We start from the raw sequence: 26,834 nt of genomic DNA, 5'->3' as shown, positions 1-26,834 counted from the left end.
GTATAGAGACTCAATGTGGAGAAAGGCTATTTTAACTTTTACAGGATTGTGCGGAGCATGGTTTGGCTATACGTTATACCAGCGGGTAGGAGGCATTGTAACGTGGATGCCGCAATGGTTGAGTGATGGGTCTTTACCAGGAATGATTGTTTGGATGATGGCGGGAGCAGTGCTATTTATGGCTGGGTGTTCATTCGCAGGGGCATCCGTGGCGAATCGGTTGCAGCAGGGCATTGAAGGCTTGGTACGAATTCCGATGAACGAGATGATGGCAGGTGTGATTGGTTTAGCGGTGGGATTGATACTTTCCTTAGCAGTTTACCCGCTTTTTTCATGGTTGGGGGCCCCGGGTCAACTTATCCAGACGGCTGTTACCGTGATATGCGGATATGTAGGATTGATGGTTGGGCTAGAAAAGCGGGACGAGCTGTCATCCTTTTGGAGTTCTGGTTTTTTTGGTCGGGGAACGGGTGTAGAAGAACGCAAGCTGGAGGAACATAAAATATTGGACACCAGCGTCATTATAGATGGGCGTATTGCGGATATTTGCAAGACAGGTTTTATTGAAGGAACAATTGTAATTCCTGAATTTGTGCTGGAGGAGCTTCAGCATATTGCAGATTCATCAGATTTACTTAAGCGTAATCGTGGACGGCGAGGTCTGGATATTTTGAATAAAATCCAAAAAGAACTGGATGTAAATGTACTCATTTACGAAGGTGATTTTGAGGAAATTTCAGAGGTCGACAGTAAGTTGGTTAAGCTGGCAAAGGTGTTACAGGGTAAAGTTGTAACTAATGATTTTAACCTGAATAAAGTATGCGAACTTCAAGGTGTATCAGTGCTGAATATTAACGATTTGGCGAATGCAGTGAAGCCTGTCGTACTGCCCGGTGAGGAAATTATGGTGCAGATTATTAAAGACGGCAAGGAGCATGGGCAGGGTGTAGCCTATCTGGATGATGGCACGATGATTGTTGTAGAAGGCGGACGTGACTATATTGGCTCTCTGATGGAGGTGCTGGTCACGAGTGTACTTCAGACCTCCGCCGGCCGTATGATCTTTGCCAAACCGAAATTATTGGAAAAAGCTCAATAAACGCGGTATGATGAAGTAGATGTGTTATCATACGGATCGTCCAAGTGCGATCAGGGCAGGAGTTATTTGAATGAACAATCGGGTAGGAGTTGTCATTGTGGCAGCAGGGCGCGGCTCCCGTATGGGGACGCAGGAGAGCAAGCAATTTCTGCTTTTGCGGGACAAGCCCATCTTCATACATACACTTGAAATATTCGCAGCTATGCCCGAAGTGGATGAAATGGTGATGGTGACTGGGACAGGAGATGTGGAACGCTGCCGAGATTGGATTCATCAATACAAAATCGGTAAAAATGTACGGGTGGTGGCTGGTGGCAGTGAACGCCAGCATTCGGTTTATCGCGGTCTGCGCCACTTACAAGCGGGTTGGGTGATGGTGCATGATGGTGTGCGTCCACTAATTCAACCTGAGCTTGTACGTTCATGCCTTGAGGCAGCCCAGCGTACTGGTGCTTCTGTAGCAGCAGTACCTGTAAAGGATACAGTCAAGCAAGTGAACGGGGATGGTATCATTACAGCAACGCCGGATCGCCGAAGTCTGTGGAGTATTCAAACGCCACAGACTTTTCGTCTTTCCGATCTGCTGCGAGCCTATGAGGAAGCGGAGCAGTCGGGATTCTTGGGAACAGATGATTCTATGCTGATAGAGCGGCTAGGAATTCCGGTTACTGTCGTTCAAGGCAGCTACAAGAACATCAAAATTACTACGCCTGAGGATTTGGATATGGCGGCGTTATGGGTAAAAACAGAGGGAGAGGATATCAAGTGATCAGAGTGGGACAAGGATTTGACGTCCACCAGCTGGTGGAAGGAAGGCCATGCATCATCGGAGGTATAAACATTCCGTATGAAAAAGGTTTGTTGGGCCATTCCGATGCAGACGTGCTGCTACATGCCATTAGCGATGCCATCTTGGGCGCGCTTGGCTTGGGAGACATCGGGAAGCATTTTCCGGATAACGACCCAGAATTTAAGGATGCTGACAGTCTTAAGCTACTGGAGCATGTGTGGGGACTAGCTAAAGAGCGAGGATATCGCTTGGGGAATATTGATTCTACGATTATCGCACAAAAGCCCAAAATGGCATCGTATATTCCGCAGATGAATGAAGTCATCGCTCGGGCGCTGGAAGCAGAGGAGCTATCCCAGGTGAACGTCAAGGCGACCACGACAGAGCAACTCGGGTTTCCCGGACGGGGTGAAGGAATCGCGGCTCAATCGGTTGTCTGTCTTATCAAGTAAATGCTATCATCTTGAGTAATTCAATTTGGAGGAGATTATATGAGCACGGAAGTTCGTGTACGTTATGCACCAAGCCCTACAGGGCATCTGCACATTGGAAATGCCAGAACGGCATTATTTAATTATTTGTTTGCCCGCAATCAAGGTGGGAAATTTATTATTCGTATCGAAGACACAGATGTGAAGCGCAATATTGAGGGCGGAGAAGAAAGCCAACTTAAATATTTGAAATGGTTGGGTATGGACTGGGATGAGAGCGTAGACGTGGGAGGCGAGTTTGGACCTTATCGTCAGACTGAACGCTTGGACATATATAAAACGTACTGGCAGGATTTGCTGGACCGTGGTTTGGCTTACCGTTGTTACTGCACTGAAGAAGAGCTGGAGCGCGAGCGTGAAGAGCAGACGGCACGTGGGGAGACACCACGCTATTCTGGGAAACATCGTGATCTAACAGAAGAACAGTGCCAAGCATTTGAAGCAGAGGGCCGTGTACCAAGTATTCGTTTTCGCGTACCGGAAGATCGTGAATATACGTTTGACGATATCGTAAAAGGTCAAATTACATTCAATTCCAAGGAAAGCGGCGATTTTGTTATCGTCAAAAAGGATGGTATTCCGACATATAACTTCGCTGTAGCAGTTGACGATTATTTGATGAAAATATCGCATGTACTACGGGGCGAAGACCATGTTTCCAATACACCGCGGCAGTTGATGATCTTTGAAGCTCTTGGCTGGGAGCCGCCACGCTTCGGTCATATGACGCTGATTGTAGGTGAGGATCACAAAAAGCTCAGTAAGCGTAACGAATCCATTATTCAGTTCATGGAGCAGTATGACAAGTTGGGCTATCTGCCAGAAGCTATATTCAACTTTATTGCACTGCTGGGCTGGTCCCCGGAAGGCGAAGAAGAGATCTATGATCGGGAACAACTGATTTCGATTTTCGATCCTAATCGTTTGTCTAAAAGTCCGGCTGTGTTTGATACAAATAAGCTTGCTTACCTGAACAATCACTATATTAAAAAGGCTGATCCTGAGCGAATTGCCAGCATGGCGATTCCACATCTCCAGGCAGCGGGGCTGTTGCCGACTGAACTGTCTGCGGAACAACTGGATTGGGCTAAGGCCCTGGTTCGCTTATACCAGGAACAGATGACTTCTGCAGCCGATATTGTAGCGTTGTCTGAGTTGTTTTTCCGTTCACATCTGGAACTGGATGCTGAAGCAGCAGCTGTATTGGCCGAAGAGCAGGTTCCGGAGGTACTTAGAGCTTTTGCAGGTAAAGTTGAAACGAGCGAGGAATTTACAGCTCCACAAATGGCTAAGCTGATCAAGGAAGTTCAAAAGGAAACCGGTTTTAAGGGAAAACAACTATTCATGCCGATTCGTGTGGCTCTTACAGGCCAAACTCATGGACGGGATCTGAATGAAACTATCTTTTTGCTCGGACGTGACAAGGTACTGGATCGTCTTAAGGCACAAATTAAAGGCTGATGTTTCTTGTCAATTTGTTGTCTTTTCGCTATAATGACTCCATTGATACGGATTGATATTTACGTGTAAAGGCTGCGAACAGGAGAAGTACACTGCATAAGGGCATCTGCCAGAGAGGACGGTCGAGGGGAAACCCCAGGCTGAGAGCCGTCCAGATGACCTGCGGAGGAAATGCGCCTGGGAGCCGTGCGCCCGAACTCTCATTAGCGTCAAATGCTGATGTGACAAGGGCGTGCCGAGTCGTTCCCGTTACAGGACGCTAAAGACGAACTGCTCTGCTTTTTTATGCAGCAGGTATGTTCGAAGCAGAGTGGGACCACGTTCATGCGTCTCTGCAGCTTAGGCTGCGGAGGCGCTTTTTCTTTTTTATCAGACTCAGACTCATTATAGATAGAAAAATGTCGAAGAGTGCTGGTGGATGCGAAAATTGGCGGAACGTGAAGTGTTGTGATGATGCGGCAAGGATATGAAGGGAATAGGAGGGCGACATGTTCAGACATTTCAAATCCGACATTCAGACTGTTTTGGATAATGATCCGGCCGCCCGGAGTAAGCTTGAGGTCATTTTTACGTATTCCGGCGTTCATGCCCTTTGGGCACACCGAATCGCACATTGGTTTTATTTGCGAAACTGGTGTACTCTAGCCCGTGTTATATCCCAGGTATCGAGGTTTATGACAGGCATTGAAATTCATCCTGGCGCTCGTATCGGAGATCGGCTGTTCATTGACCATGGCATGGGAGTTGTCATCGGTGAAACCTGTGAGATTGGCGACGATGTCGTATTGTATCAGGGGGTCACACTCGGCGGGACTGGGAAAGAGAAAGGGAAGCGCCATCCGACCATTGGGAATAATGTTGTTATCGGCTCTGGTGCGAAGATATTGGGCTCTTTTACGATTGGGGCACAGTCCAACATTGGCTCCAACTCGGTTGTGCTCAAAGAAGTCCCACCAAACAGTACGGTGGTGGGCATCCCGGGGCGAGTTGTCAGACAGGATGGTAGGCGGCCAGACCGACTTAGTCATCAATTGCCTGATCCGGTTGTGGACTCTATGAGAGAACTTCAACGGGAAATTGAACGTTTGCGTGCTGAAATATCTGATTTGAAGGATGGGCCATCCGCTCAGAAACATCAGGTGACCCAAGAGAATAAATTAGAAAAATGATTTTCATGAGGGAGGAACATAACAATGCCGCTTCAAATTTATAATACAATGACGAGGAGTCGGGAGCCTTTTGTGCCACTGGAGCCTGGAAAGGTTAAAATGTATGTATGCGGACCTACCGTGTATGATTACATTCATATTGGCAATGCACGACCTGTAATTGTATTTGACGTGGTGCGGAGCTACCTGGAGTACTTGGGCTATGATGTAAACTATGTGGTGAATTTTACGGATGTCGATGATAAACTAATCCGCAAAGCTCGGGAACTTGATATGGATGTTTCGGCAGTTGCTGAGAAATTTATTGCTGCCTACCATGAGGATCTGGCAGGATTGAATGTTCCTGCTGCCAGCATGAACCCTCGTGTAACAGAGAGTATGGACCTGATTATTGATTTTATTAAGGAATTGGTAGACAAAGGCTATGCTTATGAAAATGATGGCGATGTATTCTATCGGACCAAAAAGTTCAAAGATTACGGACAACTATCAGGTCAAAATCTGGAAGAGCTTCAGTTCGGAATTCGCATCAATGTGGATGAACGCAAGGAAAATGCCGAGGATTTTGTACTCTGGAAGGCAGCGAAGCCGGGTGAAATTCATTGGTCGAGCCCTTGGGGAGATGGACGACCAGGCTGGCATATCGAATGCTCTGCTATGGCTCGCCATTATTTGGGGGATACACTGGATATTCATGGGGGCGGACAGGATCTGCAATTTCCGCATCATGAATGTGAATGCGCACAATCTGAAGTGATTACGGGTAAGCCTTTATCTCGCTACTGGATGCATAACGGATATATTCGCATAGATAATGAAAAAATGTCGAAATCACTCGGTAATGGTATTTTGGTTAAAGATTTGCGCGCTCACCACAAGCCGGAGGCTTTACGTTATTTTATGTTGTCGACACATTACCGGAATCCGTTGAACTATAACCAAGAGACTATGAGTCAGGCGGAGAACAGTGTCGAGCGGATCGCCAATGCAGTTGCCAATGTGAAGCATCGTTTAGCTAATGCGCTGGAAGGTAATGGGGGAGTATCGACGGAACTGCAAACGAAGCTCGACGGAATTTTGCAGCAGTTTGGCGAAAAAATGAATGATGATTTCAATACACCTGATGCGATTACTGCTGTATTTGATTGGGTTAGCGAAGCAAACCATTTGTTGCAGCGAGATGTCGTACATCAGGCGGAACTACAAGCTGTATTGCATACCTTTCATTCGATGAATAGCGTACTTCGCATTTATTCGGAACCGAGTGAAGAGTTGCTGGATGACGAAATCGAGCAGTTAATTGCAGAACGTGTCGAAGCTCGTAAGACCAAAAACTGGGGTAGAGCTGACGAAATTCGCGATCTGTTGGCTGCAAAAGGCATTGTGCTTGAAGATACGGCGCAGGGTATGCGGTGGCGGCGAAAATGAGTGATAAGCCAATGAACTCAGAAGCATCGGAAGGTACGGGGAACTGGTTCCCGTACCCTGCATCCAAGCCAGCCCGTTTGATGCCCCCCATTGCACTAGCTTACATTGGTGATGCAGTGTACGAGGTAGCTGTCCGGCAATATTTGTTGGCTCAGCCTAACCTGCGTCCAAACCATCTGCATCGGCGAGCCACAGGGCTAGTCTCCGCCAAGGCGCAGAGTCGCATGTTGGGGCTATTGGAAAAGGTACTGACGGAAGAAGAACGCGATATTGTCCGACAAGGAAGAAATGCTAAATCAGGAAGTTTGCCCAAAAATGCTGATGTGCTTGAGTATCGGCATGCCACTGCACTGGAAGGGTTGGTTGGATATCTTTATTGTGATGGACATTTGGACAGATTAAGAGAGTTGATTACGTTCGGAATTGCACAAATGGAAAATACAGAAAAATCATAAATGGGAACGGACTGGATGGAACAAGCATCGTCCGTTTCCCGGGAGGAAGCTAGAGATGGAAGAAGAATGGATTGCCGGTAAGCATTCGGTAACGGAGGCATTGCGTTCAGGCAGAACGATAAATAAAATATGGATTGCGGATAATGCACAAAAACATTTGACGCTGCCGATTACAGCTGAGGCGAAAAAAGCAGGAATCATTGTTTTGCAGGTGGACAAGCGTAAGCTGGATCAAATGGTTCCGGGCATTCAGCATCAGGGAGTGGTCGCGCAAGCTGCGCCTTTTGCCTATGTTGAAGTGGAAGAATTGCTCGCCACTGCTCGTGATAAGGGAGAAGAGCCGTTTTTAATTTTGCTGGATGAGATTGAAGACCCTCATAATTTGGGCTCCATCCTTCGTACAGCGGACTGTACTGGAGCGCATGGTGTTATTGTGCCGAAAAGGCGTTCTGCAGCTGTAACTGTAACGGTGTCCAAAACATCGGCAGGTGCTGTGGAGTACGTCCCGGTGGCGCGTGTAAACAATCTGGGACAAACCATTGACCGTCTTAAAGAAGAGGGTGTATGGGTAGTTGGTACGGATGTTACAGCGAAAGACCCTGTCTTTGGGAATGGAGTATTCACGGGACCGGTAGCCATTGTCATTGGTAACGAAAATAAAGGGATGGGCCGTTTGATCCGTGAGAAATGCGATGTACTCGTCAAGCTGCCAATGGCGGGGCAAATTAATTCCCTTAATGCTTCTGTAGCTGCAGGTGTTGTCATGTACGAAGTATTGCGCGGACGACAGGCACGGGGCTAACGATATGGCTGACATGCGGGATGTTCTGCTTGTGGACGGTTACAACATGATTGGAGCCTGGCCCGAACTTTCCGCACTGGTACAATCTGGTATGCAGGAAGCGAGGGACAGACTTCTTGAACGGCTGGCGGATCATCAGGCGTATTCCGGCAGAAGAGTCATCGTCGTATTTGATGCTTACAGGGTGCCAGGATTGGGTAAAACTTTTGCCCAGAGCAAAGTCCAGATTTATTTTACCAGAGAAAAAGAAACTGCTGATGAGTGCATCGAGCGATTAGTTCGGGAGCTGAGCAGTAAAAGAAGAAGTATTTACGTAGCCACAAGCGATCAGGTAGAACAACATGTCGCATTTGGACAAGGTGCACTCAGGGTGTCGGCGCGGGAATTACTGATCGAGATTGAGGAATCCGAAAGGGAAGTGCAGAAGCGAATCCAGCAGGATAGTGCCAAATTGTCCCGTAACTCGCTAGATGCCAAACTGAGTCCGGAGCTTCGAAAGTTGTTTGAACGATGGAGAAGAGAATAAACCAATAATTGGACCCTCCTCCATTTTGAAACCATTGACAATTTTGTTAGCGCTCTTCTTTTTTAGGTTGTTGTGGTTGACGGTATCAGGTTACATCGCGTATACTTGTCGTATATTTGAGAGAGTAACGGGTACCTTGCGTTGCAGCCGGAGGGATTGTTAGTGAGTGTGGACCTCAAGGATATCATGTTGTCAAAGTTTGATTACAAAAATGATGAAGACATTGTCGGAGCAGTCCATGAAGGTGATGGGGAAGCGCTGGAGTTTCTGATTAACAAATACCGAAACTTTGTGCGGGCCAAGGCCAGATCCTACTTCCTGATTGGTGCTGATCGCGAGGATATTATTCAGGAGGGCATGATTGGTCTCTACAAATCCATTCGTGATTTTAAGGGAGACAAGCTTGCTTCGTTCAAGGCTTTCGCCGAGTTGTGCATTACACGACAGATTATTACGGCAATTAAGACGGCTACACGACAAAAGCACATTCCTCTGAACTCTTACGTATCTCTGGACAAGCCCATCTATGATGAAGAGTCAGACCGGACGTTGCTCGATGTGATTTGCGGAACACAAGTAAGTGACCCTGAAGAGCTGATAATCAATCAGGAAGAGTTTGTGGGCCTTGAGGACAAGATGTCCGAGATTCTGAGCGAGCTGGAACGCAAGGTACTTATGTTGTATCTAGACGGACGTTCGTATCAGGAGATTGCAGAGGATCTTGACCGCCATGTGAAATCCATTGATAACGCGCTGCAACGGGTCAAGCGTAAACTTGAAAAGTATCTGGAAGTAAGAGATAGTTGAAAGTAGAGGCTGACAAGGAAAAGGCTCGAGTCCGAGTCTTTTTTTATTCGTTATAGGTAGGCTATGCAGGTTTATAAGTGTTACAAATGATTTATACTAAAAAAGATGAATAATAGATATCGCCTTGATTTTTGAAGCAGCTTTTCAGAGAACAGTTTTAAAGGATGCACAGATGTTAAAATGCACCACAGCCGGGACTGCGAATTGTATGCAAACATTCGTTGACATGGAAAACCCCGTGTGATAAAGTGTTTTAGGTAGGCCTAAATTCGCGGTTTTTTTTAGGATCAATTATGAGACTTCCGGTGTTGGATGTCTTCGGGAGGTGCACATCATGCGGGTAATTATTACTTTGGCTTGTACAACATGCAAACAAAGAAATTACACAACGACGAAAAACAAGCGTAATCACCCCGACCGCATGGAGATGAAGAAATTCTGTAAGTCCTGTAACGAACAGACTTCTCATCGGGAAACCAGATAGTTTTTGGAGGTGTAGTCGGCGTGAAACGCAGTTTCAAGTCTCTGTTTTCCTTTTTCTCTGAAAGCTGGGCTGAACTCAAGAAGGTTCGCTGGCCCAATCGTAAAGAACTGACCAACTATACGCTGATTGTCATAGGGACAATTGCGTTCGTCACGATTTATTTTTGGGTTCTCGATATCGGCATTTCCGCTGTGATCGAAGCGATTATCTAGGAAGGGTTCCAGGTGGCTTGATATGGAAAAAAGATGGTACGTCGTTCATACCTATTCAGGGTATGAGAACAAAGTCAAAGCCAATTTGGAAAAACGCGTTGAGTCCATGGGCATGGAAGACAAGATATTCCGTGTTCTTGTTCCTATGGAAGAAGAACTGGTAACCAAGGACGGTAAGAAAAAAACCGTTATGCGTAAAGTCTACCCTGGTTATGTCTTAGTCGAAATGGTCCAAACCGACGACTCTTGGTATGTTGTACGCAACACACCAGGTGTTACGGGATTTGTAGGGTCGACAGGCTCGGGTTCCAAACCGACGCCATTGCTTCCAGAAGAAGTTGAACAGATTCTGAAGCATATGGGCATGGTAGAGCCGAAACCGAAGATTGAATTCGATGTTAAGGAATCCGTGCGAATTAAAGTTGGTCCTTTTGCGAATTTTGTGGGCTCCGTGGAAGAAATTTTGGTTGAGAAGAGCAAGCTTAAGGTTCACGTCAACATGTTTGGACGGGAAACCCCGCTTGAGTTGGATTATACTCAAGTGGAGAAAATATAGATTTTTCTTACAGGTTTCTTGTGGGAGGATCGATAGGTCCGTCTACCACTATTGAGTCAAGGAGGTGTCATCCATGGCAAAAAAGGTAATTAAAATGGTAAAACTGCAGATTCCTGCAGGGAAAGCTAATCCAGCGCCTCCAGTAGGTCCAGCTTTGGGTCAAGCAGGTGTCAACATCATGGCATTCTGTAAAGAGTTCAATGCTCGTACTGCTGATCAAGCAGGCCTGATTATTCCGGTTGAAATTTCGGTATTTGAGGATCGTTCTTTTACGTTCATCACCAAAACTCCACCGGCTGCTGTTCTGTTGAAAGTTGCTGCTAAAATCGAAAAAGGTTCCGGTGAACCGAATAAAACGAAAGTTGCAACTGTAAATCGCGCTGCTGTTCGTCAAATTGCAGAGCAAAAAATGCCTGACCTTAACGCAGCTTCCGTAGAATCGGCAATGCGTATGGTTGAAGGTACTGCTCGCAGCATGGGTATCACCATCGTAGATTAATTTTATTAATCTACGTGTGCCGGCAGTTTGACTGTCCGGCAAGTGTGGGAGGAATATCCGCTAATACCACATAAGGAGGAAAACATTATGGCTAAACATGGTAAGAAGTACCTGGAAGCTGCTAAGCTGATTGACAGCGAAGCAACTTACGAGCCTTTAGAAGCCGTTGAACTGGTGAAAAAGGCTGCGACTGCTAAATTCGACGAAACCGTTGAAGCAGCAGTTCGTCTGGGCGTAGATTCCCGTAAACAAGACCAGGCTGTTCGTGGTGTTGTTGTTCTGCCGCATGGTACGGGTAAAACACAACGCGTTCTGGTATTTGCAAAAGGTGACAAAGTGAAAGAAGCGGAAGCGGCTGGCGCTGATTTTGTTGGTGATCAAGATATGATCAACAAAATCCAACAAGGCTGGTTCGAATTCGACGTCTGCGTTGCGACACCTGATATGATGAGTGAGGTTGGTAAACTGGGTCGTTTGCTCGGTGGTAAAGGTTTGATGCCTAACCCTAAAGCAGGCACAGTTACTTTCGACGTTGCCAAGGCTGTTCAAGAAATTAAAGCCGGTAAAATCGAATACCGTCTCGACAAAGCCGGTCAAATTCATGCGCCAATCGGCAAAGCTTCCTTCAGTGCTGAACAGCTGAACGAGAACCTTAAAGCCTTGGTTGAAGCCTTGAACCGTGCGAAGCCAGCGGCTGCTAAGGGTGTATACCTGAAAAACATCGCTATTTCTTCGACTATGGGACCAAGTGCACGTGTGAACGCATCTGTTTACAGATAATATTTTGATTGACACACTCAATCAAATTTGTTATTCTATAAAAGTTGTGAGTCCTTGTGACTGACCATTAAAGTTGAATATGCTTACCGTAGACAGTAGGTGCCTTCGGGCTTAATTTCCTACCGAGGTGTTATGATAGAACGTTTCATGTGACGGGCTTGTCCCGTCCATGTAGATTTATCAAGCCTTCGTACTCTACGGAGGCTTTTTTCATGCTTATGAAAGCAAGCTTTGTAAGATCACCAGATCGGGTGCTTCGAACAAAGCGGATAAATTGATCAGGAGGTGTACAGTTTGGCAAATGCAAAGGTGATTCAAGCAAAACAAGAAGCTGTTGAAGTTGTAGCTGCAAAATTGCGCGAGAGCGTAACAACTGTGGTTGCAGACTATCGCGGTCTGAATGTTGCCCAAGTAACTGAGCTGCGTAAGCAGCTTCGCGAAGCCGGAATCGAATTTCAAGTGCTGAAAAACACACTGCTCCGCCGTGCAACTGCGGCAGCAGAATTGACTGAACTGGACGCAGTATTGACAGGTCCTACTGCAATCGCGTTCGGCAAAGATGATGCAGTGTCTGCAGCTAAAATCTTGAACGATTTCGCTAAGAAGAACAATGCACTGGAACTGAAAGGTGCAGTTGTAGAAGGTCGCGTTATCGGTGTTGAGGAAATCAAAGCACTGGCAGAACTGCCATCCCGCGAAGGTCTCCTTTCCATGCTCCTCAGCGTGCTTCAAGCTCCTGTGCGCAACTTCGCGCTTGCAGTTAAAGCTGTTGCAGAAAAAGAAGAGCAAAGCGCATAAGTTAGGGATTAAACCTGCTGTATAGCAGTTGAAAACAAAAAAATACGAATTTAAATGGAGGTTCAACCATGAGTAAAGAGCAAATCTTGGAAGCAATTAAAGGTATGTCCGTATTGGAACTGAACGATCTCGTGAAAGCAATCGAAGAAGAATTCGGCGTAACTGCAGCAGCTCCAGTAGCTGTAGCAGGTGGCGCAGCAGGTGGCGCAGCAGAAGCTGAGCAATCCGAGTTCGACGTAATCTTGACAAGCGCTGGCGCTTCCAAAATCAACGTTATCAAAGCAGTTCGCGAAATCACAGGTCTTGGCCTGAAAGAAGCAAAAGAACTGGTTGACAACGCTCCAAAACCACTGAAAGAAAAAATCGCTAAAGAAGAAGCTGAATCCATTAAAGCAAAATTGGAAGAAGCAGGCGCTTCTGTAGAAGTAAAATAATTGACTGCTTTCTAGCAGACAATGAACTAAAACAAACCCCTTGAGGTGATCTTCAAGGGGTTTGTTGCTGTAAAACGGTAGTACCAGCATGTCTGAAAGGTTATTGTAAAGGCTATGATGGTAGTACAACCGAAAGAGGTGGGCATGAATGGCTGATCATTATTACTCCAAGCGGCCAGAGACGGCGCATGAACGACGGAGCCTGGAAACAGTGCTTCGGGGGCGGTCATACCGTTTTGCCAGCGATTCAGGCGTTTTTTCGAAGCAGGGAATTGATTACGGGAGTCGTGTGCTGATTGAAGCGATGCAGCTTCCTGCACAAGCCACGGTATTGGATGTAGGATGCGGTTACGGGCCGATTGGTCTGGCGGCAGCCGCGCTTGTCCCAGAGGGACACGTCACAATGGTTGATATTAATGAGCGAGCCGTTCAACTAGCGGTAGAGAATGCGGAACGTAACGGGGTTAAGAATGTCACCATTAAGCAAAGCGATTTGTTTGCGGAAGTGAAGAATGAACGTTTTGACGTGATCTTGACGAATCCTCCTATACGTGCAGGGAAAGAAACAGTGCATACTATTTTTGAGCTTGCTTATGAGCATTTAAACGAGGGTGGAGCTTTGTGGGTAGTCATTCAAAAAAAGCAAGGGGCCCCTTCGGCGAGTGCTAAGATAGAGAGCCTTTTCGGTCATGTAGAGGAAGTTACAAAGGATAAAGGTTATCGAATTTTGAAGGCTGAAAAAAGTTTTTGAGAAAATGCAATAGGACCATTGACTTGAATCCTGGTCTGTGATATTATTATAAAATGTCAGTATTAGGATGCCCTCCATGGCTTTAGTTTGTTGAAATGTCAATAGATTTATGCGTAGTAGGTATAGTATTTATCTCTATTACGTATAATACAACCATTTTGGGCAAATCTACAAGTGATGAAGATCTTCCGGTAAGAGGATTCTGCAGATACGTTGCTCTTTTTTCGAATGCATTCGAGTAAGGGCTTTTCTGTATTTGTAAGATTGAATCTTCTGTATGTGTCTTATTATAAGGTCACAAACAGAGGTTCGCAATGTATTTTTAAAGTGAGTAGACATGAGGGGTGAGTTTAAGTTGGCAGGACATCTTGTTCAATATGGTCGACGCACTCGGCGCAGTTATGCACGTATTAATGAGGTACTCGAGGTTCCGAACCTGATTGAGATCCAACAAAAATCCTATGATTGGTTTTTGGAGGAAGGATTACGGGAAATGTTTCGGGATATTTCGCCAATTCAGGATTTCACTGGAAACCTGATTCTGGAGTTTATCGACTATTCTCTCGGAGAACCCAAATATACCGTTGACGACGCAAAGGAACGCGACGTTACGTATGCAGCACCGCTTCGGGTAAAAGTCCGGCTTATTAATAAAGAAACCGGGGAAGTGAAAGAGCAGGAAGTATTCATGGGAGACTTCCCGCTGATGACTGAAACGGGTACGTTTATTATTAACGGTGCGGAACGGGTTATTGTCAGCCAGTTGGTTCGCTCTCCCAGCGTCTATTTCAGCACAAAAGTCGACAAGAATGCGAAAACAACATACACCGCAACGGTAATTCCTAACCGGGGGGCTTGGCTCGAACTGGAGATGGATGCGAAGGATATTATCTATGTCCGGATTGACCGTACCCGTAAAATTCCGGTTACGGTGTTGCTGCGTGCGCTTGGCTTTGGCACTGATGCTGAGATTCTGGATTTGCTCGGCAATGACGAATATATCCGCAACACACTTGATAAAGACAACACGGATTCCACCGAGAAAGCGCTGATTGAAATTTATGAGCGTCTTCGTCCGGGTGAGCCGCCTACACTGGATAACGCAAAGAGCTTGCTAGTTGCGCGCTTCTTTGATCCAAAACGTTATGATCTGGCCAACGTAGGCCGTTACAAAATCAATAAAAAGCTTCACATCAAAAATCGTCTGTTCAATCAACGACTTGCTGAGACTTTGATTGATACAACAACTGGTGAAATCATCGCTGAAGCCGGGCAAATGGTAGATCGCCGCCTGTTGGACGAGATTTTGGCCCAACTGGAGGAATCAGTAGGACATCGTACGTATCATGTTGCGAGTGGTGTGCTAGAAAGCAATGATATTCCACTTCAAACGATCGATGTATTCTCACCAATTGAGGATGGTAAAGTAGTAAAACTGATTGCTAACGGAAATATTGATAAATCGGTTAAGAATATTACGCCTGCCGATATTATTTCCTCCATCAGTTATTTTATTAACTTGCTTCACGGAATCGGAAGTACGGACGATATTGACCATTTGGGTAACCGTCGTTTGCGTTCTGTAGGTGAGTTGCTCCAAAACCAGTTCCGTATCGGTTTGTCCCGTATGGAACGCGTGGTGCGTGAAAGAATGTCGATTCAGGATGCTAATGTAATTACGCCACAAGCGCTGATTAACATACGTCCGGTAATTGCTTCGATTAAAGAGTTCTTTGGTAGCTCGCAGCTGTCTCAGTTTATGGATCAGACGAACCCGCTTGCTGAATTAACGCACAAACGTCGTCTGTCCGCACTCGGACCCGGCGGTTTGACGCGCGAACGCGCGGGCATGGAAGTGCGTGACGTCCATCCGAGTCACTACGGCCGCATGTGTCCTATCGAGACACCAGAGGGACCAAACATTGGTTTGATCAACTCTTTGTCCACTTTTGCACGCATCAACGAGTACGGATTTATCGAAGCACCTTATCGTTGGGTAGATCCAAAAACCGGAAAAGTTACAGAGCAGATTGATTACCTGACTGCTGATGAAGAAGATAACTACATCGTAGCTCAGGCGAATGCGGAATTGACGGAGGAAAACACCTTTAAGGATGAGGTCGTCATTGTCCGTTATAACAAACAGTCTGATAACATTATTCCGATGGCTAGTAGCCGTGTCGATTACATGGACGTATCGCCTAAACAGGTCGTATCGGTCGCGACTGCATTGATTCCGTTTCTGGAGAATGATGACTCTAACCGCGCATTGATGGGTTCCAACATGCAGCGTCAGGCTGTCCCACTTCTGATTCCGAAGTCTCCATTGGTCGGAACAGGAATGGAGCACAAGTCTGCGAAAGATTCTGGTGTTTGCGTTGTATCCAAATACAACGGAGTTATCGAACGTTCTTCGGCTAACGAAATTTGGTTGCGTCGTATCGAAACTGTAGATGGCGCTGAAGTGAAGGGCGACATTGTTAAGTATAAATTACACAAATTTATGCGATCTAACCAAGGAACTTGCATCAACCAACGTCCGATTGTGAACAGAGGAGATATTGTCAAAGTTGGCGATATTCTTGCGGATGGTCCATCTACAGAGATGGGTGAGTTGGCGTTGGGACGTAACGTTGTCGTTGCCTTCATGACTTGGGAAGGTTACAACTACGAGGATGCGATCCTGCTGAGTGAGAAACTGGTTAAGGAAGATGTATACACCTCGATCCATATTGAGGAATACGAATCCGAGGCTCGTGACACGAAGCTTGGACCTGAAGAAATCACTCGCGACATTCCAAATGTCGGTGAAGAAGCGCTTCGCAACTTGGATGAGCGTGGAATCATTCGTATTGGTGCCGAAATCGGCGCAGGTGACATTCTCGTTGGTAAAGTTACACCTAAAGGTGTGACTGAATTGACAGCTGAAGAACGTCTCTTACACGCAATCTTTGGTGAGAAGGCACGCGAGGTTCGCGATACTTCTTTGAGAGTTCCTCACGGAACAGACGGGATTGTTGTAGATGTAAAGGTGTTTACACGTGAAAATGGTGATGAACTGCCACCAGGTGTAAATCAGTTGGTTCGTGTATATATTGCTCAAAAACGTAAAATCTCCGAAGGCGATAAAATGGCTGGACGTCACGGTAACAAGGGTGTCGTTGCCCGTATTTTGCCTGAAGAAGATATGCCGTTCCTGCCGGATGGCACACCAGTACAGGTCGTTCTGAACCCGCTGGGCGTACCTTCACGGATGAACATCGGACAGGTGCTTGAAGTCCATCTGGGTATGGCTGCAATGCGTCTTGGTATTCATGTGGCAACTCCAGTATTCGATGGTGCCAAGGAGTATGACGTATTCGATACAATGGAAGAGGCAGGCATGCAACGTAATGGTAAGACTGTGTTGTATGACGGACGTACGGGTGATCGTTTTGAACGTGAAGTTACTGTCGGTGTCATGCACATGATCAAACTGGCGCACATGGTCGATGATAAAATCCATGCTCGTTCTACAGGTCCTTACTCTCTCGTTACGCAACAACCATTGGGTGGTAAAGCTCAATTCGGTGGACAGCGCTTCGGGGAGATGGAAGTATGGGCATTGGAAGCCTACGGCGCAGCGTACACGCTTCAGGAAATTTTGACTGTGAAATCCGATGATGTGGTTGGACGTGTTAAAACTTACGAATCCATTGTCAAAGGTGAAAATGTACCTGAACCGGGTGTTCCAGAATCATTTAAGGTCTTGATCAAAGAGCTGCAAAGCTTGGGTATGGACGTGAAGATTCTGTCTGAAGACGAACAAGAGATCGAAATGAGAGAGCTTGATGATGAGGATGACACAACCGGCGATAAGCTGAGTTTGAATCTGGAAGGCTCTGAGGTTGGCGTAGAGTAGTTTGACTGCTGACTGACTCATATCAGCTTTGTTATATACCTTGATCCATTCTAGAATGGATCAGGTTTCTTGATACCGCCCGGTGTTGCTGGGCGGTATCAAACCTAAAAACTCAGGATTTGGTTAAGGAGGGTTGCTCCTTGTTGGACGTTAACAATTTCGAATATATGAAAATCGGGCTTGCTTCCCCCGAAAAGATTCGTTCTTGGTCCCGCGGAGAAGTCAAAAAACCGGAGACGATTAACTATCGTACGCTTAAACCGGAAAAAGAAGGACTATTTTGCGAGAAAATTTTCGGACCTACGAAAGACTGGGAATGTCATTGCGGTAAGTACAAACGTGTACGCTATAAAGGTGTTGTCTGTGACCGTTGTGGAGTAGAAGTTACTCGCGCTAAGGTTCGCCGTGAGCGTATGGGCCATATTGAGTTGGCTGCTCCTGTATCGCACATTTGGTACTTTAAAGGCATTCCAAGTCGTATGGGTCTTGCTCTTGATATGTCTCCAAGATCTCTGGAAGAGATCATTTACTTCGCATCTTATGTTGTAACCGATCCAGGAGATACGCCTTTGGAGAAAAAGCAACTCCTGTCCGAGAAAGAATACCGTAGCTATCGTGAAAAATATGGCTATGGCTTCCAGGCAGGTATGGGTGCTGAAGCGGTTAAAAAGCTTCTTCAAGATTTGGATATAGACAAAGAGTTGGAATTCTTGAAAGAAGAGCTGCGTACAGCTCAAGGACAACGTCGTAACCGTGCAATCAAACGCCTTGAAGTTATTGAGGCATTCCGTAACTCCGGCAACCAACCGGATTGGATGATCATGGACGTACTTCCTGTTATTCCTCCTGAGCTTCGTCCAATGGTACAGCTGGATGGTGGTCGTTTCGCTACTTCTGACCTTAACGACTTGTATCGTCGTGTTATTAACCGTAATAACCGTCTGAAACGTCTGTTAGATCTAGGTGCGCCAGATATTATCGTACAAAATGAAAAACGGATGTTGCAGGAAGCTGTTGACGCCTTGATTGATAATGGTCGTCGTGGTCGTCCTGTTACAGGTCCAGGTAATCGTCCTTTGAAATCCCTCAGCCACATGCTGAAAGGTAAACAAGGACGTTTCCGTCAGAACTTGCTCGGAAAACGTGTTGACTACTCTGGTCGTTCCGTTATCGTTGTAGGTCCGTACTTGAAAATGTATCAATGCGGTTTGCCGAAAGAAATGGCACTTGAACTGTTCAAACCTTTTGTTATGAAAGAACTAGTGAACAAAGGTTTGGCGCACAATATCAAGAGCGCGAAGCGTAAAGTAGAACGTGTGAGTGCAGAAGTATGGGATGTGCTGGAAGAAGTAATCAAGGAGCATCCAGTTCTTCTGAACCGTGCCCCTACGTTGCATAGACTCGGTATCCAGGCGTTCGAACCGATTTTGGTTGAGGGTCGTGCGATTCGTCTGCATCCGCTCGTATGTACTGCATATAATGCCGACTTTGACGGTGACCAAATGGCTGTTCACGTTCCGTTGTCTGCGGAAGCTCAAGCTGAAGCTCGTTTGCTTATGCTAGCATCCGGCAACATTTTGAATCCGAAAGACGGCAAGCCAGTTGTTACACCTTCCCAGGATATGGTTCTTGGTTCTTTCTATCTGACTATGGATAACAAAGAAGAAGAAGGAAGCAATATGATCCTTCGCAACATGAATGAAGCTATATCAGCTTACCAACGCGGTACAGCTGGTCTTCATGCTCGTGTAGCTATTCCGGTTAAAGCTTTGAATAAAACGAGCTTTACGGAAAAACAACAGGAAGCGATGTTGATCACAACGGTTGGTAAAATTATCTTTAATGAAATTTTCCCGGCAAGCTTCCCGTACATCAATGATGCGACCCGTGCGAACCTGCTTTATGGTACTGCGGAGGAGTTCTTTGTTTACGAGAAGGGTGTAAATCTTACAGAAGCCATTCAAAACGCTCCGCAAGCTAACGGAGTAGGCAAGGATTACCTTGGTAATATCATTGCCCGTTGTTTTGAGACTTACCATACAACAGAAACAGCTGTAATTCTGGATAAAATCAAGCAGCTTGGCTTTACGTATTCCACTCGTGCAGGGGTAACCGTTGCTGTATCGGACGTAATCGTGCCGGTGGAAAAACAAGAGATTCTTAAGGGATCTGAGGACAAAGCGCAAGTTGTGACGAATCAGTATCGTCGTGGTCTGATTACGAATGAAGAACGCTATGACCGGATTATCGACATTTGGTCTAAAGCGAAAGATGATATTACCGAAGTATTGATGAAGTCCATGGATCGCTACAACTCTATCATGATGATGGTGGACTCCAAAGCGCGGGGTAACAAGTCACAGATTACTCAGCTCGGCGGTATGCGTGGTCTGATGGCCAATCCATCCGGACGTATTATCGAACTCCCAATCAAATCAAATTTCCGTGAAGGTCTGACAGTACTCGAGTACTTCATCTCCACTCACGGAGCGCGTAAAGGTTTGGCGGATACAGCCCTCCGTACGGCTGACTCCGGTTACCTGACTCGTCGTCTCGTAGATGTGGCACAGGATGTTATCGTGCGCGAAGAAGACTGCGGAACGGATAAAGGCTTCACAGTAAGTCGTATTCAGGACGGTAAAGAAGTGATTGAGGATCTCTATGACCGTCTGGAAGGTCGCTATTGCTTTGAAACGGTACGTCATCCTGAGACTGGCGAGATTTTGGCTAGACGTAACGAACTGATTGACTCCGACAAAGCTGAAGCGATTGTTAAAGCCGGTGTACACAAAGTTCAGATTCGTTCTGTACTAAGTTGCCGTGCTAAACATGGCGTCTGCAAGAAATGCTACGGTCGCAATCTGGCTACTGGTAAACACGTTGAGATTGGTGAAGCAGTTGGTATTATCGCTGCACAATCCATTGGTGAGCCAGGAACACAGCTTACTATGCGTACGTTCCACACAGGCGGCGTAGCGGGTGACGATATTACACAAGGTTTGCCTCGTATCCAGGAGCTTTTTGAAGCACGTAATCCTAAAGGTCAGGCAACTATTAGTGAAATTGACGGTACAGTTAAAGAAGTTCGTGAAGGTAAAGACCGCCGTGAGATTGACATTCAGGGTGAAGCCGAAACGAAAACATATTCAGTAACGTATGGTTCCCGCCTGCGCGTAAGCGAAGGTATGACTGTTGAAGCTGGGGACGAACTGACGGATGGTTCGATTGATCCTAAAGAAATGCTGCGTATTAAAGGTATTCGCGGGGTGCAGAACTATATCCTTCAGGAAGTTCAACGCGTATACCGGAACCAGGGCGTGGAAATCAACGACAAGCACGTAGAAGTTATGATTCGTCAAATGTTGCGTAAAATCCGTATCATTGATGCGGGCGACACGATCTTACTTCCAGGCTCCTTTGTTGATGTCCATGAGTATGAAAATGCAAACAAGATAGCGATTCTCAGCGGTCAAGAACCAGCGGTAGCTAAGCCGGTACTGCTCGGTATTACCAAGGCCTCTCTGGAAACTGACTCCTTCTTGTCAGCAGCATCCTTCCAGGAAACTACTCGTGTCTTGACTGATGCAGCTATTAAAGGCAAGGTCGATCAGTTGCTTGGGCTGAAAGAGAACGTAATTATTGGTAAGTTGATTCCTGCGGGAACAGGTATGAACCGTTACCGTAGCGTGAAATTTGCCCAACCGGAAGAGGGGCAGTCTCCATCTGAGGAGCTCGAACCAATTTCGGCCGAGTAATATAAAAATAGTATGATTGCCGGAACACCGTAGACATAAGCTTTGCATAAAAGCTATAGCAGACGGTGCTCCGGTGTTTTTTCAAAAATGAATCGTACTATTCTGTTTAAATGGATTATAGTTTATAATTGTCTTGACATTACTTATAGTCAATGCTAATATAGCAAAGGTGCGTGAGCAGCCTATATGCTATTGGGTCTTTTCGGAGGAATGAGATATGTCTAAAGAACAGGGACTGCAAGATGCTCATGTCAAAATCGGTACCAAACAAACCATTCGTATGGTAGAATTGGGCTTTGCCTCAGAAGTATATGTGGCAGAAGACGCAGATCAGCGTCTCACTTCCAACATCATTGCTTTGTGCAACAAGCAAGGAGTCAAAGTGACTCTCGTAGACACAATGAAAAATCTCGGAGCTGCATGTGGGATTGAAGTGGGAGCCGCAATGGCTGCTATCGTAAAACAATAGGGTAAGGAACGTTTTTGTCTAAGGAATTGTTATTCTTGGCGGCAAAGACTTTTCATTTGTTCTTTTATGAACCGCCTGGGTCTGTGGGCTTAGATAAGGTTTGTAAAGTAACAGCAAAAATTGAGGAAGGGGGTGGCAACCAACATGCCAACTATTAACCAACTGGTTCGTAAAGGACGTCAAGCCAAAATCGAGAAATCGAAATCACCGGCTTTGCAAAAAGGTTTTAATGCCTTGAAACGTGAAGCTACCGACATCAGTGCCCCGCAAAAACGCGGAGTGTGCACTCGTGTAGGTACTATGACTCCGAAAAAACCAAACTCCGCACTTCGTAAATATGCTCGTGTTCGCTTGACGAACCGTGTAGAGGTGACTGCTTACATTCCAGGTATTGGACATAACCTTCAAGAACACAGCGTAGTGCTGATTCGCGGCGGTCGTGTAAAAGACCTTCCGGGTGTGCGTTACCATATCGTTCGCGGTGCTTTGGATACTGCAGGCGTAAACAACCGCATGCAAGCTCGTTCCAAATACGGCGCAAAACGCCCTAAAGCTAAAAAATCCTAATGAGATATAAACCGCATATGTCGGTTTAACATGTAAGAAAGGGGGATATCCATGCCACGCAAAGGTCCAGTTACCAAAAGAGACGTGTTGCCAGATCCGGTATACAACAGCAAGTTGGTTACCCGCTTGATCAACCGCATCATGCTCGACGGAAAACGAGGCGTTGCTCAAAGCATTCTGTACAATGCGTTCAAGCTTATCCAAGAACGTACGGGGAATGACCCGATGGAAGTTTTTGAAGCAGCTATCAAGAATATCATGCCAGTCCTGGAAGTTAAAGCACGCCGTGTCGGCGGTGCCAACTACCAAGTACCAATCGAGGTAAAACCAGAAAGACGTACGTCCCTGGGATTACGTTGGCTCGTAAACTACTCCCGCAACCGCGGTGAGAAAACCATGGAAGAGCGTTTGGCGGCTGAAATTATCGATGCTTCCAACAACACAGGCGCTTCCGTGAAAAAACGTGAAGACACGCACAAAATGGCTGAAGCAAACAAAGCGTTTGCTCACTATCGTTGGTAGGATTCAGCTCAAAAAAATAACTTCAATTTTGAAGGGAGACCCATTTCATGGCAAGAGAGTTCTCCTTGAAAAATACACGTAATATCGGGATCATGGCTCATATTGACGCGGGTAAAACCACAACAACAGAGCGGATCTTGTTCTACACAGGCCGTACGCACAAAATCGGTGAAGTTCACGAAGGCGCTGCGACAATGGACTGGATGGAACAAGAACAAGAGCGCGGAATCACGATTACTTCCGCTGCGACGACCGCTGCCTGGAAAGGTCACCGCGTCAATATCATCGACACCCCGGGGCACGTTGACTTCACTGTTGAAGTTGAACGTTCCCTTCGTGTATTGGACGGAGCAGTTGGTGTTTTCAGTGCGAAAGAAGGCGTTGAGCCTCAGTCCGAAACCGTATGGAGACAGGCTGATCGCTACGGCGTTCCACGGATCGCATATGTAAACAAAATGGATATCATTGGTGCCGACTTCCTGAATGTTGTCTCCGACATGCGTGATCGCCTTCAAGCGAACGCAGTTGCGATTCAATTGCCAATCGGCGCAGAAAATGATTTTACTGGTATTATCGATATCGTTGAACAAAAAGCTCATATGTACAAAGATGATCTTGGTCAAGATATCGAAGAAGTAGAAATTCCTGCGGAATTCAAAGATCAGGTTGAAGAACTCCGTAATGAATTGATCGAGAAGGTTGCTGAACTGGACGAAGAATTGACAATGAAATACCTGGAAGGCGAAGAAATTTCGGTTGCCGAAATTAAAGCCGCTCTCCGTAAAGGTGTTGTAGAAGTTAAAATCTTCCCAGTTATCTGTGGATCTTCTTACCGCAATAAAGGTGTTCAGCTGATGTTGGATGCTGTTCTCGACTATTTGCCGGCTCCTACTGACGTGCCAAGTATTCAAGGGCATTTGGAAGACGGTACGGAAGTTGAACGTCACTCTTCCGATGAAGAGCCATTCTCCGCATTGGCCTTCAAAATCATGACGGATCCTTACGTTGGTAAGTTGACATTCTTCCGCGTATACTCCGGTGTTCTTCAATCCGGTTCTTACGTATTGAATGCAACAAAAGGTAAACGCGAACGTATCGGACGTATTCTTCAAATGCATGCGAACAGTCGTCAAGAAATCACTGTAGTTTACTCTGGTGATATTGCGGCTGCCGTAGGTTTGAAAGATACAGGTACAGGTGATACACTGTGTGATGAGAAGAGTCCTGTTATTCTCGAGTCCATGAATTTCCCTGATCCGGTTATCGAAATCGCGGTTGAGCCTAAAACCAAAGCTGACCAAGATAAAATGTCTGTAGCTCTCGGTAAGTTGACTGAAGAGGATCCAACTCTTCGCGCTCATACTAACGAAGAAACAGGTCAAACCATCTTGGCAGGTATGGGTGAGCTTCACTTGGACATCATCATTGACCGTATGCGTCGTGAGTTCAAGGTAGAAACGAATGTGGGTAAACCACAGGTTGCTTACCGTGAAACGTTCCGTGCTCCAGCACGTGTCGAAGGTAAATTCGTTCGTCAGTCCGGTGGTCGTGGTCAATATGGTCACGTATGGGTTGAGTTCGAACCACTCGAACCAGGTACTGGTAGTCAATTCGAAAGTAAGGTAGTCGGCGGCTCTGTTCCTAGAGAGTACATCGCACCTGCTCTTGCTGGTATTGAGGAACAAATGAAAAACGGCGTTATCGCAGGCTTCCCGCTTGTGGACGTTAAAGCTACAATCGTGGACGGATCATACCATGATGTCGATTCCAATGAAATGGCATTTAAAATTGCCGGATCAATGGCGCTGAAAGCAGCGAAAGACAAATGTAAACCAGTTTTGCTTGAGCCGATTATGAAAGTTGAAGTAACGGTTCCTGAGGAATACATGGGTGACGTAATGGGTATGTTGAACTCCCGTCGTGGTCGGATTGAAGGTATGGATTCCCGTAGTGGAGCTCAAATCATTCGTGCGAAGGTGCCTTTGTCCGAAATGTTCGGATACTCGACTACACTTCGCTCCGGTACACAAGGACGCGGCGTGTTCTCTATGGAACTTTCTCATTATGAAGAAGTGCCGAAGAGCATTGCTGAAGAGATCGTTGCCAAAACCAAAGGCGGCGAGTAATACAATGTATCAGCTGACCGGTATACTTAAGGTTTTACCAAAAGGGCATCCGGCAGCCTAAAATAAAACAAGTTATTGAGGAGGAATTGTTCAAATGGCAAAGGCTAAGTTTGAACGTAACAAACCGCACGTTAATATCGGTACTATTGGTCACGTCGATCATGGTAAAACTACTTTGACTGCTGCAATCACAACTGTATTGTCCAAAACTTACGGTGGTGCTGCTGTAGCATTCGATCAAATCGATAAAGCTCCAGAAGAGCGCGAACGCGGTATCACAATCTCCACTGCACACGTGGAATATGAAACACCTAACCGTCACTATGCACACGTTGACTGCCCAGGTCACGCCGACTATGTTAAAAACATGATCACTGGCGCTGCACAAATGGACGGAGCGATTCTGGTTGTATCCGCAGCTGACGGCCCAATGCCGCAAACTCGCGAGCACATCCTGTTGTCCCGCCAAGTTGGTGTTCCTTACATCGTTGTATTCCTGAACAAATGCGACATGGTTGAAGACGAAGAGTTGCTGGAATTGGTTGAAATGGAAGTTCGTGACTTGCTGAGCGAATATGACTTCCCAGGCGACGACACTCCAATCATTCGCGGTTCCGCTCGTGAAGCTCTGCAAAACCCGGAGGGCGACTATGCTAAGAAAATCGTTGAAATGTTCGAAACAATCGACACTTATATCCCAACTCCAGAACGCGATACTGACAAGCCTTTCTTGATGCCTGTCGAGGACGTATTCTCCATCACTGGTCGTGGTACAGTTGCAACAGGCCGTGTAGAGCGTGGTACTGTTAAAGTGGGCGACGAAATCGAAATCATCGGTATTCAAGAAGAATCCCGTAAATCCGTAGTAACAGGCGTAGAAATGTTCCGTAAATTGCTTGACTCTGCTCAAGCTGGCGATAACATCGGCGCATTGCTTCGCGGTGTAGATCGTGCACAAATCGAGCGTGGCCAAGTATTGGCTAAACCAGGTTCTGTTAAACCTCATACAGAATTCTCTGCTCAAATCTATGTTTTGACTAAAGAAGAAGGTGGACGTCACAAACCTTTCTTCACTGGTTACCGTCCACAGTTCTACTTCCGTACAACTGACGTAACTGGTATCATTACTTTGCCAGAAGGTTCCGAAATGGTAATGCCTGGTGATAACATTACGGTTACTGTTCAACTGATCAACCCGATCGCTATCGAAGAAGGAACTAAGTTCTCTATTCGTGAAGGTGGACGTACAGTTGGCGCTGGTGCCGTAGCAACAATCTCCAAATAAGAAGGCTTTAGCCTTTAAATAGAGCAACAGTGTACTGGAACGAGTAACATTGTATTGGAACGAAGCTAAACGAGCCCCTGCCCTGGTGCGGGGGCTTTTCTCTTGGAAAAATCGCAAGCTGCGAACACAATTGTATCTTTTGAAAATAAGATGCATTGTTTTTTCGTTTTTGCTTGCAATAGGCAGAACTATTCGATATAATAACTAATGTTGTTTGTGACTGTGCGATGATGTGAGAGGTTACTGACACACCCGGCCCCTTTGCCATGGGAGGGCTGTCGGAAAATTTTCACGGAGTATGTCCGATACCAAATTGGGCGATAGAAGGAGGGACTAAAATGGCAAAGCAAAAAATTCGTATTCGTTTGAAAGCTTACGATCATAGAATTCTTGATCAATCCGCTGAGAAAATTGTTGAAACAGCTAAACGTTCGGGCGCAGGTGTATCCGGGCCAATTCCGCTGCCAACTGAAAAACAAATCATTACTATTCTCCGTGCGGTACACAAGTACAAGGATTCCCGGGAGCAGTTCGAAATGCGCACACACAAGCGTTTGATCGACATTGTTAACCCGACTCCACAAACTGTGGATGCCTTGATGCGCTTGGACCTGCCGTCCGGTGTAGATATCGAAATTAAATTGTAATATGTAATTAGGAAAAGAAA

Annotated in this window: 26 protein-coding genes and 1 other annotated feature; all 26 genes read left to right on the top strand. The window is 46.2% G+C overall.

Features of this window, described 5'->3' with window-relative positions:
* Positions 1–13 precede the first annotated feature (13 nt).
* The 26 genes from NSQ58_RS01705 (at position 14) to rpsJ (ending at position 26,814) form a co-directional block, all read left to right on the top strand.
* On the top strand, positions 14–1,099 hold the full coding sequence (locus NSQ58_RS01705) for a PIN/TRAM domain-containing protein (RefSeq protein ID WP_023990569.1): 1,086 nt from the start codon (positions 14–16) through the stop codon (positions 1,097–1,099).
* 70 nt (positions 1,100–1,169) lie between these two features.
* Positions 1,170–1,868, top strand: a complete 699-nt coding sequence (gene ispD / locus NSQ58_RS01700; RefSeq protein ID WP_023990568.1) for a 2-C-methyl-D-erythritol 4-phosphate cytidylyltransferase — start codon at positions 1,170–1,172, stop codon at positions 1,866–1,868.
* The gene (ispF, locus tag NSQ58_RS01695; protein ID WP_023990567.1) at positions 1,865–2,341 is read left to right on the top strand and encodes a 2-C-methyl-D-erythritol 2,4-cyclodiphosphate synthase; all 477 of its coding nucleotides are present in this window, start codon (positions 1,865–1,867) and stop codon (positions 2,339–2,341) included. The genes ispD and ispF overlap by 4 nt, the downstream gene beginning before the upstream one ends.
* Before the next feature lie 39 nt (positions 2,342–2,380).
* Positions 2,381–3,841: a glutamate--tRNA ligase gene (gene gltX, locus NSQ58_RS01690; protein ID WP_028542624.1), complete on the top strand. Its 1,461-nt coding sequence runs from the start codon at positions 2,381–2,383 to the stop codon at positions 3,839–3,841.
* Positions 3,842–4,329: 488 nt separating this feature from the next.
* A complete protein-coding gene (gene cysE, locus NSQ58_RS01685) occupies positions 4,330–5,010 on the top strand; it encodes a serine O-acetyltransferase (RefSeq protein ID WP_013312176.1) in 681 nt (226 codons plus the stop codon).
* A gap of 24 nt (positions 5,011–5,034) precedes the next feature.
* Entirely contained in the window at positions 5,035–6,438 is a 1,404-nt protein-coding gene (gene cysS / locus NSQ58_RS01680) for a cysteine--tRNA ligase (protein ID WP_025723808.1), read from the top strand.
* Positions 6,435–6,893 (top strand): Mini-ribonuclease 3, encoded by a 459-nt coding sequence (locus NSQ58_RS01675; RefSeq protein ID WP_341056775.1) that lies wholly within the window; start codon positions 6,435–6,437, stop codon positions 6,891–6,893. The genes cysS and NSQ58_RS01675 overlap by 4 nt, the downstream gene beginning before the upstream one ends.
* Before the next feature lie 55 nt (positions 6,894–6,948).
* Positions 6,949–7,695, top strand: a complete 747-nt coding sequence (rlmB, locus tag NSQ58_RS01670) for a 23S rRNA (guanosine(2251)-2'-O)-methyltransferase RlmB (RefSeq protein ID WP_023990564.1) — start codon at positions 6,949–6,951, stop codon at positions 7,693–7,695.
* 4 nt (positions 7,696–7,699) lie between these two features.
* Positions 7,700–8,221 carry an NYN domain-containing protein gene (locus tag NSQ58_RS01665; RefSeq protein ID WP_023990563.1) on the top strand — a complete coding sequence of 174 codons (522 nt, stop codon included), beginning with the start codon at positions 7,700–7,702 and terminating at the stop codon, positions 8,219–8,221.
* Between the two features lie 162 nt (positions 8,222–8,383).
* Complete coding sequence (sigH, locus tag NSQ58_RS01660) at positions 8,384–9,028, top strand: RNA polymerase sporulation sigma factor SigH (protein ID WP_016324748.1); 645 nt, start codon at positions 8,384–8,386, stop codon at positions 9,026–9,028.
* A gap of 334 nt (positions 9,029–9,362) precedes the next feature.
* Positions 9,363–9,512, top strand: coding sequence for a 50S ribosomal protein L33 (gene rpmG, locus NSQ58_RS01655; RefSeq protein WP_023990562.1), 150 nt, complete (start codon positions 9,363–9,365; stop codon positions 9,510–9,512).
* 20 nt (positions 9,513–9,532) lie between these two features.
* Positions 9,533–9,724, top strand: a complete 192-nt coding sequence (gene secE / locus NSQ58_RS01650; RefSeq protein WP_013312170.1) for a preprotein translocase subunit SecE — start codon at positions 9,533–9,535, stop codon at positions 9,722–9,724.
* A gap of 22 nt (positions 9,725–9,746) precedes the next feature.
* Positions 9,747–10,280 (top strand): transcription termination/antitermination protein NusG, encoded by a 534-nt coding sequence (gene nusG, locus NSQ58_RS01645; protein ID WP_007432596.1) that lies wholly within the window; start codon positions 9,747–9,749, stop codon positions 10,278–10,280.
* A 73-nt stretch (positions 10,281–10,353) separates the two neighbouring features.
* Positions 10,354–10,779 (top strand): 50S ribosomal protein L11, encoded by a 426-nt coding sequence (rplK, locus tag NSQ58_RS01640; protein WP_007432595.1) that lies wholly within the window; start codon positions 10,354–10,356, stop codon positions 10,777–10,779.
* An 87-nt stretch (positions 10,780–10,866) separates the two neighbouring features.
* On the top strand, positions 10,867–11,559 hold the full coding sequence (rplA, locus tag NSQ58_RS01635; RefSeq protein WP_013312169.1) for a 50S ribosomal protein L1: 693 nt from the start codon (positions 10,867–10,869) through the stop codon (positions 11,557–11,559).
* A gap of 68 nt (positions 11,560–11,627) precedes the next feature.
* Positions 11,628–11,779: a sequence feature (ribosomal protein L10 leader region), on the top strand.
* 74 nt (positions 11,780–11,853) lie between these two features.
* A complete protein-coding gene (gene rplJ / locus NSQ58_RS01630; protein ID WP_013312168.1) occupies positions 11,854–12,357 on the top strand; it encodes a 50S ribosomal protein L10 in 504 nt (167 codons plus the stop codon).
* Between the two features lie 68 nt (positions 12,358–12,425).
* Positions 12,426–12,791: a 50S ribosomal protein L7/L12 gene (rplL, locus tag NSQ58_RS01625; protein WP_010348819.1), complete on the top strand. Its 366-nt coding sequence runs from the start codon at positions 12,426–12,428 to the stop codon at positions 12,789–12,791.
* A gap of 148 nt (positions 12,792–12,939) precedes the next feature.
* Positions 12,940–13,542: a class I SAM-dependent methyltransferase gene (locus NSQ58_RS01620; protein WP_071558184.1), complete on the top strand. Its 603-nt coding sequence runs from the start codon at positions 12,940–12,942 to the stop codon at positions 13,540–13,542.
* A gap of 355 nt (positions 13,543–13,897) precedes the next feature.
* Entirely contained in the window at positions 13,898–17,443 is a 3,546-nt protein-coding gene (rpoB, locus tag NSQ58_RS01615) for a DNA-directed RNA polymerase subunit beta (protein WP_028542620.1), read from the top strand.
* 140 nt (positions 17,444–17,583) lie between these two features.
* Positions 17,584–21,198: a DNA-directed RNA polymerase subunit beta' gene (rpoC, locus tag NSQ58_RS01610; protein WP_013312165.1), complete on the top strand. Its 3,615-nt coding sequence runs from the start codon at positions 17,584–17,586 to the stop codon at positions 21,196–21,198.
* A 217-nt stretch (positions 21,199–21,415) separates the two neighbouring features.
* Positions 21,416–21,667, top strand: a complete 252-nt coding sequence (locus tag NSQ58_RS01605) for a ribosomal L7Ae/L30e/S12e/Gadd45 family protein (protein WP_007432588.1) — start codon at positions 21,416–21,418, stop codon at positions 21,665–21,667.
* A 144-nt stretch (positions 21,668–21,811) separates the two neighbouring features.
* Positions 21,812–22,234, top strand: a complete 423-nt coding sequence (gene rpsL / locus NSQ58_RS01600) for a 30S ribosomal protein S12 (RefSeq protein WP_007432587.1) — start codon at positions 21,812–21,814, stop codon at positions 22,232–22,234.
* 51 nt (positions 22,235–22,285) lie between these two features.
* Complete coding sequence (gene rpsG / locus NSQ58_RS01595) at positions 22,286–22,756, top strand: 30S ribosomal protein S7 (protein ID WP_007432586.1); 471 nt, start codon at positions 22,286–22,288, stop codon at positions 22,754–22,756.
* Positions 22,757–22,803: 47 nt separating this feature from the next.
* A complete protein-coding gene (gene fusA / locus NSQ58_RS01590; RefSeq protein WP_023990559.1) occupies positions 22,804–24,882 on the top strand; it encodes an elongation factor G in 2,079 nt (692 codons plus the stop codon).
* A 94-nt stretch (positions 24,883–24,976) separates the two neighbouring features.
* On the top strand, positions 24,977–26,167 hold the full coding sequence (gene tuf, locus NSQ58_RS01585) for an elongation factor Tu (protein ID WP_028542619.1): 1,191 nt from the start codon (positions 24,977–24,979) through the stop codon (positions 26,165–26,167).
* A gap of 338 nt (positions 26,168–26,505) precedes the next feature.
* Positions 26,506–26,814: a 30S ribosomal protein S10 gene (gene rpsJ / locus NSQ58_RS01580; RefSeq protein ID WP_005544556.1), complete on the top strand. Its 309-nt coding sequence runs from the start codon at positions 26,506–26,508 to the stop codon at positions 26,812–26,814.
* Positions 26,815–26,834 lie beyond the last annotated feature (20 nt).

It is taken from the genome of Paenibacillus sp. FSL M7-0134, from assembly GCF_038007865.1.
In the GTDB taxonomy this organism is placed as follows: domain Bacteria; phylum Bacillota; class Bacilli; order Paenibacillales; family Paenibacillaceae; genus Paenibacillus; species Paenibacillus polymyxa_B.
Note: the sequence above shows the minus strand (reverse complement) of the source record. Positions and strands in the feature narration are given on the sequence as shown.